This window comes from Paenibacillus sp. FJAT-26967, from assembly GCF_001541095.1.
Classification (GTDB): Bacteria; Bacillota; Bacilli; order Paenibacillales; family NBRC-103111; genus Paenibacillus_F.
This window is the reverse complement of sequence record NZ_LMXH01000002.1, coordinates 619,165-632,896: the sequence shown is the minus strand read 5'-3', so window position 1 is coordinate 632,896 and position 13,732 is coordinate 619,165. Positions and strand designations below refer to the sequence as shown.

The window sequence follows — 13,732 nt, the reverse complement described above, 5'->3', positions numbered from 1 at the left end:
GCCTCTCTTCCCTATTCCAGTGTCTGCAATCGCGAGTCATTTCTTATCGTCTGAGGCAGCATAAAATCTAAAAGATGAACCGATTTCCTCGGATTCGCAGTTGTTCAGCACGTAAACCAACCCAACATCCTTTAACTCTTTTGCCTTTATATCCATGCTCCTGCAAAAGGTAGTTTCTTTAATCCCGCTGCCAAAGTTATCTCTTGTCGAATCATGTGTATACTTAATCCGTGTCCCGTTAAAATTCAGCTCATCCAGAATCGCATCTCCCTCTATGGTATAACTAACGAGCCGGATATGGTCCTCTTTCTTATTCTTCAAATTATTTAGAAAACGATCCCATTTGTCCAGGTTGGCTAACCGGGACCGGTTGTATACAACGTCTCCATTCTGGACAGCAGTTTCGGATGGATATTTCTTAGGCGGGTCCGGGAAATGGTCCGGGAAATCCTGCTCGGCAGCAGGGCTGGCGGAAGGAACACCCACAGGCTCGGCGTTCGACTCCGGTTCAGTCGAACAAGCGGCGGCGTTTAACATGACCGCAGTCATCCATGCGGCAAAGAGTAGTTTCTTCATCGTATCACCTCTAACTACAGACGGGGTATATCGTCAAGATGTTACAGATCATGGTGCGAAAAGGATTACTTGAATCTCAGTAGCGTATTCCTTCTCCCTCCATTTCATTAAAGACTTATCCTACCATTTTATACTAGTTCTGTTATGAACCTTAAACAATGATTGCGGACGAATCTGTCATGAGCGTTTATCTTCCATTAATTTTCTGTAAGCTAATATAGAAAAGCCTGAGAAAGATCCAGTAGAACTTGGATTTCTCAGGCTTTTCGGCGTATATCGATACCCTGCGATACCGGAGGCTTATAACGGGCAAGCTATCCGGATGCTTTTTATTGACCCAATTGTTTAAGCGGCTCGAGCAGTTTGGACATCTCGTTAATCTGCTGAATCATAGGAGAATCCGTAAGTGACTTCAGATCAAACGAAGGATTGTTCAAGTTCTCAAGTGTACCGTTAATGTTCGTCATCAAGGTCTCATTATATCCGACCAGCTGCTGATGAATATCTTTGGCAAATCCGGGTGCTTCCATTCCGTTAAAATTCGCGATATTGTCTTTCATTTCTTGAAGATCTTTCTTGATCGCTTCTTCCGTCTCCGGGTTCGTTACCGCTTGTTCCGCTGCGGCCGGAAGGGTCTGGGCAAATTGGACCGCATCCTGGATATAAGCTGACGTTTCTTGCGTATAGTTCAGAGATTGATCAAGATTGTCCACCAGGGAACATCCCGGAAGTAGAAAAATGGCGGCGGCAGTCAGAAAAAACCTGATTTTCATTTTTGAACCTCCCTAATGATTTACCTTCTTATCATGAATACCTTTTACTATACTGATTTCATGAAGTTTGGTTTCATTTGGAGGAAAAATACAAGTTATTCAAGCCATCCTAAGGCAGGAATGCCTGCACCTGCTCCTTCACGGCATCCTGGCTGAGCTTAGTGCCGAATATAGAGATGGAGCCCTTGTCCTCACGCGAGCGGATCAAGCGGCCGATCCCTTGCTTGAGACGCAGCAGCATGTAGGGCATATCCACCTCTTCAAATGGATGCTCGGCATCCTTCCGTTTGGCAGCGAATAAGGGATCATTCGGCGGGAACGGCAGTTCCCAGATGATCACATGGGACAGTGACGGGCCGGGAATATCGAGTCCCTCCCACAAGGTCACGGCGCAGAGCACGCTTTGTTCATCGTTCTGGAAAGCGGATATCAGGTGGCTGATTTCGGCGGAACCTTCATACAGGAAACGGTATGCGGCGGATTGCCCGCTGCTCTCAATCTGCTTCCTGAAGCGGGACAATTCCTCACGAGACGGGAACAGAATCAGGGCTCTGCCCCCGGTTTGCTTAAGCAGCTCCATCGCCCGCTTTAACTTATCCTCCGCAGCTAGCGGGTCCGGGATCAAGCTCGCCTGCATCTGTTCCTTGTAATCATACGGAGACGGTACCGAGAAGGACAAATATTGGTCCACTCCGAGATTTTGCGCGATAAAATCAAAAGTACCTCCGACAGATAAAGTTGCGGAAGAGAAGACCACCGGCATTTTTTGCGAGAAAACCCGCTCTTTCAGAACTTCCTTCACTCGCTTAGGCATAATAACCAAGGTAAGTCCGTCCACGTCCTCGGTAACCCAGGAGATCAAATGATCCGGACGCTTAAACAGCTCCAGGGCGATCTGGATCATTTCCAGATGCTCTTCCACGATTTTCAGCTGATAATCGTCCAAGGTCGATAAGCCGCTCTCGAAGACAAGTTCTTCCTCTATCGTATCAATCACATCGCGGAACCGGTTCACTTCGCGCATCAGTTCCTCACTCAGCACGAAATCTTTACGGTCCGATGCCTCTACCGGGTGGCTGCACTTGTCGAGAAGCGCAAACAGATTGTCGCTTTGATCAATGGCTTCTTCAATCGCAACCGCCAATGATTCACGGATTTCACCCTGCAAGAGACGCGTTACGATGTTCTCAAAAAGCGTATGCTTCAGTTTATACGTCAATGCGTTCTGGGCGGCTGTCTCCAGCAAGTGCCCTTCATCGAAGACGACGGAACTGTGATCCGGCAGCAAAGGAAGCTGGCCTTCACGTTTGCGGGCCTCATAGGTCCAGACATGCTCCATATAGAAATCATGCGAGCAGATAATGAGGTCGGCTGATTTCCGGTAATGCTCCCGTGACAGCGTCTGTCCGCAGCGGTGTCTCTGGCTGCACACCAGGCAATCCTGGAACACATCCCAGCCCATCCGGTTCCACTGCTCGTCCGTTAGATCCGGATACTCTTTGCGGTTCCCGTACGGATGGAATGACTGCAGAGTGTTCGTGAAATGGACGAATTCCGGCAGACTTTCGTAGATATCCCGGTAGCCTGCGGCTTCCTCCTCACCGATACGCGCTTCATCCAGTTTGTTCAGGCAAATATATTGATCGGGAGATTTACCGAGTCTTGCGTCGATCGTAAAGTTCAGGTGCCGGGCTAATTTGGCGATATCGCCTTCCGGCTTGACAAGCTGTTCAATCAAAGACTCATCCGCACAGGCGATGATAGCCGGCTTTCGTGTATATCTGGCATAGGTGAGTGCGTACAGTAAATAAACGAGCGTTTTGCCCGTACCGACACCAGCCTCGGCAAATATCGTTTTCTTCTCTTTGTAGGCACGTTCCAGCTGAAAGGCCATAAAAATTTGTTCATCTCTTACTTCAAATCCCGCTTCGGGTAAATGTTCATAAAAAACATCGGTAATCCAGTCGCTGGCTTGCTCGACAAAAGGGCGGGAAGGGTCGAAATTAAATGGATAAGTTGTCAATTGTGCGCGGCCTCCAAATCGTTCATAAACACATTCCTTCATTATACCGCAAAAGTTTGCGAAAGATCTCGCCTTTCTTTATGGAAGTTTGAAGGATTCTAGTCCCAGATATTAAAAAAGATGGTTCCGCCTAATTCAGGAACCATCTTGTCGCTTATTCGGTTAGGCCGGCATAAGCCTGACTTTCGTTTACTTGCCCATTACAATCCCGATCTTCCCGTCCATCACCTGGACCTCATACGATTTTACTCTTACCTTGTCACTGAATAAAGATTTGCCCGTCTTGATGTCGAATTCCCAGCCGTGCCAAGGGCAGCGGACGATTTCACCTTTTTTCGCATATTCGTATTCGTATACATCCGAGGGCATCGTGGTCCCCGACACATACCCCGCACACATGGGCGCACCCTGATGCGGACAATAATTGTTCAGCGCATAATAGTGTCCGCCGATCCGGTATATGCCGATTTCCCGCCCTTCCAGCTCAACGACTACGTGTCCGCCTTCCGGAACATCAGCCGCATCCAGCACAATGTGAACCGCCATGAGGATCCTCCGTTGTTATAAGTTGTATAGTTTTTTGGCATTTTCATAAAAAATCTTGCGCCTTGCTTCCGGTTTGAGTTTGCGCAGGATCATGTCGGGCGCATCGAAATCCCAGTGCGGATAATCGCTGGAATACAGAATAATGTTCTCCGCGTCGAACATGTTGAACAGGTCGATGAGATGCTGCGGATTATCCGGCTCCTCGATAGGCTGCGTCGTCAGAAAGCAGTGGTCGCGGATATATTCGCTCGGCATCTTGGTCAGCCAGGGCACGGTCGAGCGCAGCGCCTTATAGTTCTTATCCAGCCGCCACATCAGAGGCGGGAGCCAGGCAATCCCTCCCTCGACCAATACCAGCCTCAGTCCGGGGTACTTCACGAACACGCCTTCGGTTACGATGCTCACCAGATGAGCCATGAACGTCTGCGACAGGTTCGTATGCCATTCGATATACCTCGCCGGGTATCCGACCGAAGTCGGGGCAGTCGAGCTGCCCGCACCCTCGGCGCCCGGGTGGATAGCTACGGGCAGACCATTACGCTCCGCTGCCTCGTAGATCGGATGATAGTAGCGGTGCCCGAGCGGCGATCTGGCTGCACTGGAGATAATCACCTCTACGATATCCGGATGCCCGCCGACGCGGTCAATCTCCCGTGCCGCCAGCACAGGGTCGAGTGTAGAGACGGCCATCGCGCCTTTGAAGGCACGGTGTTTGCCCAGCCACTCGGCGATCAGAAAATCATTGTAAGCTGAGCAGATCGCGGCTGCAAAATCCGGGTCGTGTGTCGCCGAGATATTGTAGATGACACCTGTCAGGACGGCATACTCCAGGTCGTACCGCTCTACGAGCTGCTTCACCATCAGATCGGGGTCCGAGCCTGCTTTCCCGCCTCCGGGCGGTATGGCGTCTTTCTTCATGACCCCGACAGGTGAATAGTAGCCGGAGCCAGCCATTCCGATACCGGATCTGGCTACCCGGGAGCGCCAAGGCTCAGGCAGGTAAGGCACCAGGGCAGCATCGTCCTGTTCGTTGTGAACGTCCGCATCAATGACCTTGAAGCTTTCAGTCAACGGGATTCCCTCCGTTCCATAGATGGATTATTTTTTGCCGTAGGTACGGGTATAGGCGGTGTTATACATGTTCAGCAGGTCATCCGAACCGAGCTTCTTGGCCTGATCGATAAACTGCTGATAAGTCGTATCATTAATCGGCGTCTTGCCGGTTACGAACTCCGTCAGTTTCTGCTCCAGGAATTTGTTAAGGTTATTCAGCTTTGATTTCTCCAGTTCAAGCTCTTCCTGGGTCTTGACGATTTGCTTGGGAGCCGGAATAATGAATGGCTCGTATCTTTTGTTAATATCTTTGCTCTTATCGCTTAACCCGCGTTCCCATACTTCACGCGATTTGGCATTATCGAGCGTAATGAGGTCATACCAGACGCCCCAGTCTTTACGCAGCGTATTGAAAGGAGAAGCGCCGAACTCCTTCATAAACATCGGTTGACCGTTTTCCTTCGTATAAGTCTTGCCCTCAATTCCCAGGGAAAGGTAATTAGAGCCTTCTTCGCTCACCAGATAATCCAAGAACTGGACCGCTCTGTCTTTGTCTTTCACCTTGGCTGAAATAGCCCGACCGACCGCACCGATTACCGGACGGGAGAATTGATAATTTTTTACGCCGTCTGCGGCAATTTGGGGAATCGCATCGAGTTCGTAGTCTGCCTTTCCCGCTTTACGGGCTTTTTCAGTCAAGGATTCCAGATCCGCTTTCCAGAAATAAGTCACAAGCGATTTGCCTGTCAAGATACGCTCTTCCCACTGAGCTTGAGTGAGCAGCGAATATTCGGGATCTAGCAGTTTCTCGGTATATAGTTTATTCAAGAACGTCAAGGAATCTTTGTAGCCTTTGTGATAAGGGGCGAAAGCATATTTATCGGTAGCCGGGTCGATGTTATAGAAGCCGTGAATGCCGGTAAAGGCTCTACCGAACACGGTATACAGTCCCGTATCTCCCACGATTGCATTAGGAATCAGCGGATAGGAGTTCGGCTCCTTTTCCTTAAACGCTTTCAGGAACTGGTAGAACTCATCCATCGTAGTCGGCGCCTTGAGAGCATATTTGTCCAGAAGGTCTTTGCGTGTATACCAGATGAAGTTAAAGCCTTTGCCTTCCGCATCGCCTTCGATTACCGGAACCGTATAAATTCCGCCGTCGGCACCGGTGGCTACCGCTTTGGCTTCCGGATATTTGTCGAAGAAGCTTTTCAGATTAGGCGCTTTATCCAGATAATCGTTCAGATTGAGAAAAATCTTGTCCGGTCCATGTTCCCGCCCTTCTTGGGTGCTGACCTGGATGAAATCCGTCGTAGAGTTGGTCGCGATCATAATCTGCTTTTTCTCCGTCAGGCCCTCCTGACTTACGATCTGAAAATTCACCTTCACACCCGTCTTGGCTTCGATTTCTTTGAAAATTTCCCAATCCGTACGTATTTTGCCCTCTACTCTGTCATAAGCCAGCCAGGAGAACGTAACCGGTTTCTTGGAATCCGTCCCTCCTCCTTCGCCGGCGCCGGCTTCCTTATCGGAACAGCCTGCCAGCACCCCCGTTAACATACACGCAGTCAGGATCACACTTAATTGTCTCTTTTTCATGTTCCTACCTCCCTTTTGATTGAGAACCACACGCGTCTGTCTATAGCAACAGATTCTTCTAATCTGTAACTACCCTTTGATTCCGCCAATCATCGTACCCTGGATAAAATACTTCTGGATAAACGGATACACACACAGGATCGGCAGCGTCGCAATGATAATCATCGCGTATTTCAGCGTCTCCAGATGGCTCAGATCGCCTTCTCCCTGCACGTTGGTTCCTGCAATGAGAATATTGCGAAGCATAATTTGCAGCGGATACAAATCGCGGTCATTCAGATAGATCAGCGCATCGAAGAACGCATTCCACTGGTTCACCGCTGTGAAGAGGCCTATCGTTACCAGGACAGGCATCGACAGCGGCAGCACGATCCGCAGCAGAACCTGGAACGATCCGCACCCGTCAATCGTAGCCGCATCTTCCAATTCTTCGGGCAGCGCTTCAAAGAACGTTCTCATGATGAACAAATACCAGGTACTGATCAGCGTCGGCAGAACAATGGCCCAAATCGTATCCAGCATCCCCAGTTTCTGAACCACGAGGAAGGTTGGAATCATCCCCCCGCTGAACAACAGGGTAAATGCGGCCATGAGCAGGATAAAACGGCGTCCGGGAAGCCACTTTTTGGATAAAGGATAAGCCATGGCGGCTGTTACAATAAGGGTAAGAACCACATGCACGAACGTGTAGCGGATTGTATTCCAGTAGCTCATCCACAAATCGGGATTGTAGATCAGATTATTGTAGGCGATCAGTGTTATTTCCTTGGGCCAGAGCAGTACTTCTCCGCTTGCTACGAGCGCATTGTTAGAGATAGAGGCCGAGAATACGTACACCATCGGATAGACCATGACCAGGATAAGCAGCACCATAAAGATATTGTTGCAGATATCAAACATTCTGGAGCCCAGGCTTTCTTTGATTTTCATCGAGCTTCCTCCCCTCCTACCACAGACTAGTCTCGGAATACTTGCGGACGATGCGGTTAGCGGTAACGACCAGAACCAGTCCGATCACCGATTGGAACAACCCTACCGCGGTGGCAAAGCTGAAATCGGCATCCAGGATTCCGCGCCGGTACACGAACGTATTGATGACATCCGAGGTTTCATAGTTCATGGAATTGTAGAGGAGCAAAATTTTCTGGAAACCTGTTTCCATAAAGTGGCCCAGATTCAGAACGAACAAGATGATCATGACCGGCAGCATACCGATGAGTGTAATATGGCGCATCTGCTGAAACCGGTTAGCCCCGTCCATTTTGGCAGCCTCGTATAATGTGGGATCGATCCCTGCAATCGCTGCCAGGTACAGAATCGTGCCCCAGCCGACTTTCTGCCAAATTTCCGAACCGACGTAAATCGTCCGGAACCATTCCGGAATACCAAGGAACATAATGGGGTCCATCCCGAAAATTTTCACCAGAAAATGGTTCACAACCCCGGTTGTCGGCGATAAGAAGGTAACGAGAATACCGGCAATTACGACCGTGGATAAGAAATGCGGCATGTAGCTGATGCTCTGTACCAATCCTTTGAAAAACTTGTTGCGGATCTCGTGAAAGAGAATCGCCAGAACAATCGGTGCCGGAAAGTGGAAAATAAGATCATACACGTTGAGCATAACGGTGTTACGGATCAGCTTCCAGGAATCCGGTGTTACATAGAAGAATTCGATGAAGTGCTTCAAGCCGACAAACTTGCTGTCCATAATTCCTCTGCCTACCGAAAAATCCTGAAAGGCAATGATGATCCCGTACATCGGCACGTATTTAAAGATGATGTAGTATAGAATTCCGGGAAGCATCAGCAGATACAAGGCTTTATGTTTCTTGAGCATGAACCATAGATGAGAACTTTTGGACACAGCCTCCACCCCTGTCTTTTTTGGTAGCGTTTTCATAAAAGTTTGACCACCGTAGGTCTAACTATATGCACCCGCTGCCAGGGCGTAAAGCGGTCATATTTGTGGGCTGTTTCTTTTTTTGCAACCCGCGCCGTTACGGGAAAATCCGGCTCTACCAGGAAAATAAAGAGACGCCGGAAAATTGGGGTTACTGATGAATCGTACGGAATTTAGCAGGCGTAATTCCTTCGTATTTACGAAACATGCGGATAAATGAATTCCGTCCCCAATACCCGACTTTCTCGGCAATATCATCGATTTTCATATCGGTTTCCAGAAGCATTTCTTTGGCCTTCTTGAGCCGGTACCGGGCAATATATTCCACATACTTCTCACCGACCTCCTCTTTAAATGTCCGGCTGAAATGACCAATCGACATATTCAGGGTACTTGCGAAATGTTCAATGGATAATTCTTCATCATAATGCTCGTGAATATAGGTCAGAATATCCGCGAATTTATTTTTCTTGTCCTCGTTCTCACTCACCGGGAATAAGAGCCCATGAATATTCTGAAAACAGCTTTTCATTTCCTCTGCGGTCATGCACCGGTTCAGCTTCTGGAACAGGCTTGCATAGAAAGGGACATTAAAATCTTTGCGTTCGGTTTCTACCGCTCGAATCCACGTGTTCAGAATATCCGAGCACAAGGATTTCACCTGTACAGCGGTAGCGTTCATCCGGATGCCTTCTTCCAGAGTATGAACCGCGGATTGCAGAATCTTGGCGTATTCCTTCGTCTTATACTGGTTTAGGATGCGGTTCACCTCTTGAACCGACAAAAAGCTGTCGCAATGCGCGGAGTCCGGCATGCTATCCCCGCTGCAAATTTCCACATCGGAATGAAGCCTTCTGAGCTGCAGGACTGTTGCAGCATGTTCGTAGGACATATGCAACTCTTCAATGGCATGAACGGTTTTCCCGATCCCGATCGTTGCTTTAAAATATTTGCCGTACAGCTGCAGCGCCAGCTTGATGATGTTGGCATCTTCGTCCGGACTCATGTGAAGAAAAGGATCCTGGTGGACAATACAAGCAAGCTGATCCGGTTTGGTCTGGCACAGCCACAAGGTAGACGGCACAAGCTGATGAATACGTTCTTTGAGCTCCGCCATAAGGAATGATTTGGACGATTCGGAGAGCAGTTCGAATTCCGTCTCATAATGAAAGCTGATGCACAGTACCGTACGGGACGCTTTGGGACTGTATGTAAATTCAATCTCCTGCGCATAGGTCGCGATCGACAGAGCATCCCGGTACTGCCCTTTCAGAATCTTCGTAATAAAATGCTCGTGCACAATCGGCATCATCCCGTTTACAAGCTGCGATAATTGCTCATTCTCTGACATAATCAGCCGGGAGTAGCGTTTGATGACGTCAAAATCATTGCCGCCGCTGTGTAAATGTCCTCCTGCAACCCGGTGCGATCCAAGCCCTTCCTTGATCTCCATGATCGGTTTATAAATACGCCGGCTTAAATAATACGAAACGACGCTTCCTAGAATTAAGAAGAAGATCAGGAAGCCCCAGCTGATCATACGCGTAATTTCCGCCGGCTTCATTAGAGTCTGCAGGTCAATAATATTGAGGTACGACCAGGAATCATCGAACTTCGAAGGAACGAGAGAGAGCGCCTTCTCCCCTCTGACCCAGAATTCGGAGTCCTTGGAGCCGGATATAATCTGCTGCGGAAGCACGTTCATTTCATTCATGGTCAATCCCGCCTGGCTGAGAACCTGCCCCTGATTGCCGACAATCGCCGTACCCGCCACCCAGTTCTGCTGAACATCGATGAGATTATGCAGTTTATCCTGCTGGACATTGACCACCAGGTATACGTCTGGTGTATTTGTATTGAACGGATAACTCATCAGAGAGGGAATGCTGGCTCCCTGCGGTTCCGTGAAATTCATCATTTGTTTATGAGTCAGACGGGAAATAAAGGCAGTCTTCTCCTCCTCATTCAATGGGTAGCGGGAATTAAAATAGTAGGCTTTGTCTGTATGCGTATCCGCATCGATCACCAGATCATAATGGACAAAATATAAATAGGCTTTCGATACGAGTTCATCCGATTGAAGTTTGATCAACTGCTCCCGCAGAGCATGAATCAGCTCGGTACGCTGATAATTGTCCGGCGAGGAATCTCCGGCTTCTTTCAATAAACTGCGGATATTTGAGGTGCTGAGCATGTTGATCATATTGGTTTTGAGAGCGCCCAATTCCGTATCCGTCTGCTCGGTAAAACGGTCCATAATGACGCTATTTAACTTACGGGCATCGTCTTCAATCAGCCGGACAACAAGAAAATGAGCAAGGGTGCAGGCAACAATGACCGGAATCAGGATGAGGACAAAATAGCTGGCATAATGCCGCCAGAATAAACTAGCGCGGATTGAGGTCATTTTGGGGAAAGGAAACATGTTGGCCACCACCTTTTATTAGACTGTTACACACAGGACAATTACGGGTTAGAAGACCAGTTCGAGGAGGATGATAAAGAAAGGAACGGCGCAATCTAACCCCTCCTGTTACATTTGAGTTCGGCGTATGGATTCAGGAAGGAAATACTCCTCCAGAAAGCGTTTTCACTACAACTGTTATTTGTATTATATTTCTGATGAAATAATACTTCAATATCTTTATTTTAAGTAAAATATTATTTCGAGTGGTGATCGACCTGATTACGAAAGAGATCTGTTAAAGTTAAAGATGCTTATTAAGAATTCACCTGCAATTAATTACCTTTATTTGACAAAAAGTTCACGACTGATGTAAATTTACTCTTAACGGAAATAATATTCTTCCTTTAAGTTCAACTGTTACATTGGAGGGCAGTGAATGAAGCGTTCATTGTTTGTAGGAATTGGTGTTTTCCTATTTATTCTGTATAGTGTATTTTTCAATGTCTTTCCTTTAATCAGAGGAAAATCTATTGCTGACAACTATTTGAATGATATAGTGCAAGAAAACTACCTGGAAGCTTCGCAATACGTTAAGCCGAGTAAAAATAACTCCACAACAGATCACAACTTTCAATCGCTGAAACAAACTGGAGTACATCTTACCCGATTTAGGGACGTACATATAGAAGCAGATGATGGATGGATGACGGGAAAAGCAACCTTGACCTTAACTAATCACGGCTCTGAAATCGATTATCCCGTTTACATTATATTCGGCGGTAATCGATTAAATCCGACTATTAGTCACTTCGAGAGTCTGGATAAGAACGAAAGTCTCTCCCTCTGGTTATCAGCACAGTAAAACAAGGTCTGCCGGATAAGTTACAATCCGGCAGACCTTGTTTTATACGACTCGTGCACATGTCAGAAGCATAGCCTGTATACAAGCCTCACTCATTGCTAGACCTATTTCGCACTCACAGCCGCAGCCGGCACCTCACCGGGAATGACGCGCGTTTCACTCTTGCGGCCATCGATACTCACCGGAACCTCGCCGGCAATCGTCACGCGGCGGACAACCCGGTGCTGTTCGCCATAGTCGTTCACGGCGTAATGCTGCGTGGCGCGATTGTCCCAGACCGCCACATCGCCTTCCGCCCAGCGCCAGCGGACGGTGTTTTCCAGGCTTGTAATGTGTTCCTGCAGCAGAGAAATTAAACGAACGGAATCCGCTACCGAGAAGCCAATGATTCGTTTGGCGAAACCGCCCAGCACAAGCGTTCTCTCCCAAGTCTCCGGATGTACGCGCACAAGCGGATGCTCCGTTTCGTAAATCGTTGAAGTGAAGCTTTCCCGATACTTCTTCGCTCCTTCTTTGCCGAGCGTGTTTACTGCTCTGCTGCTGGCGGCATAATCAAATTCATTGCTGTGCAGAACCCATAGCTTGTCGGCCAGCTCGCGCAGCTCTTGCGGAAGGAGTTCATAAGCGGCTGCGGTGTTCGCCCATACCGTATCGCCGCCTGCTTCCGGAATCACGATACCTCTGAGAATCGAGGCAGCCGGGTAAGCATCTACGAAAGTAACATCCGTGTGCCAGACGTTTGCCCGGCCCCCATGAGTCGAATCCAGCTCCAGCACATAAGACGTACCTTCCTTCGATTTAACGGTCGGATGGGCAACGGGGCTCCCCAGCAGCTTCGCGAACTCTTCCTGACCCGCATTGTCCAAATGATTTTGTCCCCGGAAAAAAATAACTTTGTGCTTCAGCAGCTGCTCCCGGATAAAACTCACTGTACCGGCATCCAAATCACCGGATAATGTAATGCCTTCAATGATAGCACCGATTCTGCCTGCAGCCGGGGTGACCTTCACTTGTTCTTGTTCACTCATGTTCTTCTCCTCCTTTGATTTGGATAACAGTATCGTTAACAGTAAGCATGAAAGCGGCAGCGGCGCTGAAGAGAGTTAACCTTTGTAATTATCGCGCCATCTCAGCAGCCGCTCTTCCAATTGACGGACAACCGAATCCGCCAGCTTACCGACAACCGCAAAAATAATGATGCCTACGAATACGGCGGTAGTCCGGGAGAATTGCCTGGCATCCTGGATCATATAGCCTATGCCTTCGCTGGAGCCCATCAGCTCGGCAACAACCAGCCCCAGCCAGGAGACGCCGAGAGATAACCGGAGACCGAGCAGGACATTAGGCAGTGCGGAAGGAAGCACCAGCTTCGTAATCTGCTGAAAACGGCTGAATTCCAGCACTTTGGATACATCGAACAGCTTAGAGTCCACGTTACGGACACCCAGAAACGTATTTACATATAACGGGAAGAAGGCTCCCAGCGATATTAGCAATATCTTGGACATCTCTCCGAATCCGAACCACAAGATAAACAGAGGCGTAATGGCCAAATGAGGAACGGTTCGGAGCATCTGCAAAGTAGGATCAAGCATATATTCGGCTTTATTCCTGAGCCCGACCAGAAGTCCGGCCAGAAGCCCCAGCGAGCCCCCGAGCAGAAATCCATATGCGGCACGCTTCACGCTTACCTGCAGATGGCCCAGGAGCTCACCGGACTGCACCATTGCCGCAAACTCCTTAGCAATGCTCAGCGGTGAAGGAAACAGCGTCTGAGACACGAGCTCAAGTCCGCTTAGCGTCTGCCAGATTACCAGTGCGAGAAGCGGCAGCACGAGTCCCCATAGGGCGATTTTCCATTTCTCTCCCCGTTTAAAGGAGGCTTTACGCAGCGCAGCTTGTCTATGGATATCCTCTTCCAGTCCTTTCGCTTTCGCTGCCGGCGAAGACGGGTTCAACTGACCTAATGCAGACATAAATGCCCTCCTTA

General features: G+C 48.7%; 12 protein-coding genes. 1 reads left to right on the top strand and 11 read right to left on the bottom strand.

The features are described 5' to 3' along the window. Nucleotides 1-36 precede the first annotated feature (36 nt). The 9 genes from AR333_RS12775 to AR333_RS12735 form a co-directional block, all read right to left on the bottom strand. The gene (locus AR333_RS12775; RefSeq protein ID WP_068775732.1) at nt 37-576 is read right to left on the bottom strand and encodes a DUF4362 domain-containing protein; all 540 of its coding nucleotides are present in this window, start codon (nt 574-576) and stop codon (nt 37-39) included. 329 nt (nt 577-905) lie between these two features. Further along, nucleotides 906-1,349, bottom strand: a complete 444-nt coding sequence (locus AR333_RS12770) for a DUF6376 family protein (RefSeq protein WP_068775731.1) — start codon at nt 1,347-1,349, stop codon at nt 906-908. Nucleotides 1,350-1,458: 109 nt separating this feature from the next. After that, nucleotides 1,459-3,372: an ATP-dependent DNA helicase gene (locus AR333_RS12765; protein WP_156430898.1), complete on the bottom strand. Its 1,914-nt coding sequence runs from the start codon at nt 3,370-3,372 to the stop codon at nt 1,459-1,461. Between the two features lie 189 nt (nt 3,373-3,561). After that, nucleotides 3,562-3,918 (bottom strand): Rieske (2Fe-2S) protein, encoded by a 357-nt coding sequence (locus tag AR333_RS12760; RefSeq protein ID WP_068775729.1) that lies wholly within the window; start codon nt 3,916-3,918, stop codon nt 3,562-3,564. A gap of 15 nt (nt 3,919-3,933) precedes the next feature. After that, nucleotides 3,934-4,995 carry an amidohydrolase family protein gene (locus tag AR333_RS12755; protein ID WP_156430897.1) on the bottom strand — a complete coding sequence of 354 codons (1,062 nt, stop codon included), beginning with the start codon at nt 4,993-4,995 and terminating at the stop codon, nt 3,934-3,936. Nucleotides 4,996-5,016: 21 nt separating this feature from the next. Next, a complete protein-coding gene (locus tag AR333_RS12750; RefSeq protein WP_068775727.1) occupies nt 5,017-6,570 on the bottom strand; it encodes an extracellular solute-binding protein in 1,554 nt (517 codons plus the stop codon). A 69-nt stretch (nt 6,571-6,639) separates the two neighbouring features. Then, nucleotides 6,640-7,500 carry a carbohydrate ABC transporter permease gene (locus tag AR333_RS12745; RefSeq protein ID WP_068775726.1) on the bottom strand — a complete coding sequence of 287 codons (861 nt, stop codon included), beginning with the start codon at nt 7,498-7,500 and terminating at the stop codon, nt 6,640-6,642. 16 nt (nt 7,501-7,516) lie between these two features. Further along, a complete protein-coding gene (locus tag AR333_RS12740; protein ID WP_068775725.1) occupies nt 7,517-8,437 on the bottom strand; it encodes a sugar ABC transporter permease in 921 nt (306 codons plus the stop codon). A gap of 187 nt (nt 8,438-8,624) precedes the next feature. After that, nucleotides 8,625-10,898, bottom strand: a complete 2,274-nt coding sequence (locus tag AR333_RS12735; RefSeq protein ID WP_068775724.1) for a helix-turn-helix domain-containing protein — start codon at nt 10,896-10,898, stop codon at nt 8,625-8,627. 418 nt (nt 10,899-11,316) lie between these two features. On the opposite strand from AR333_RS12735, the gene AR333_RS12730 reads away from it, so the two are divergent. Beyond that, nucleotides 11,317-11,742 (top strand): hypothetical protein, encoded by a 426-nt coding sequence (locus tag AR333_RS12730; RefSeq protein ID WP_068775723.1) that lies wholly within the window; start codon nt 11,317-11,319, stop codon nt 11,740-11,742. 104 nt (nt 11,743-11,846) lie between these two features. Here AR333_RS12730 and AR333_RS12725 read toward each other — a convergent pair whose 3' ends face one another. Both AR333_RS12725 and AR333_RS12720 read right to left on the bottom strand, forming a co-directional pair. Then, complete coding sequence (locus AR333_RS12725) at nt 11,847-12,770, bottom strand: TauD/TfdA family dioxygenase (protein ID WP_068775722.1); 924 nt, start codon at nt 12,768-12,770, stop codon at nt 11,847-11,849. Between the two features lie 75 nt (nt 12,771-12,845). Then, entirely contained in the window at nt 12,846-13,718 is an 873-nt protein-coding gene (locus AR333_RS12720; RefSeq protein WP_068775721.1) for an ABC transporter permease, read from the bottom strand. Nucleotides 13,719-13,732 lie beyond the last annotated feature (14 nt).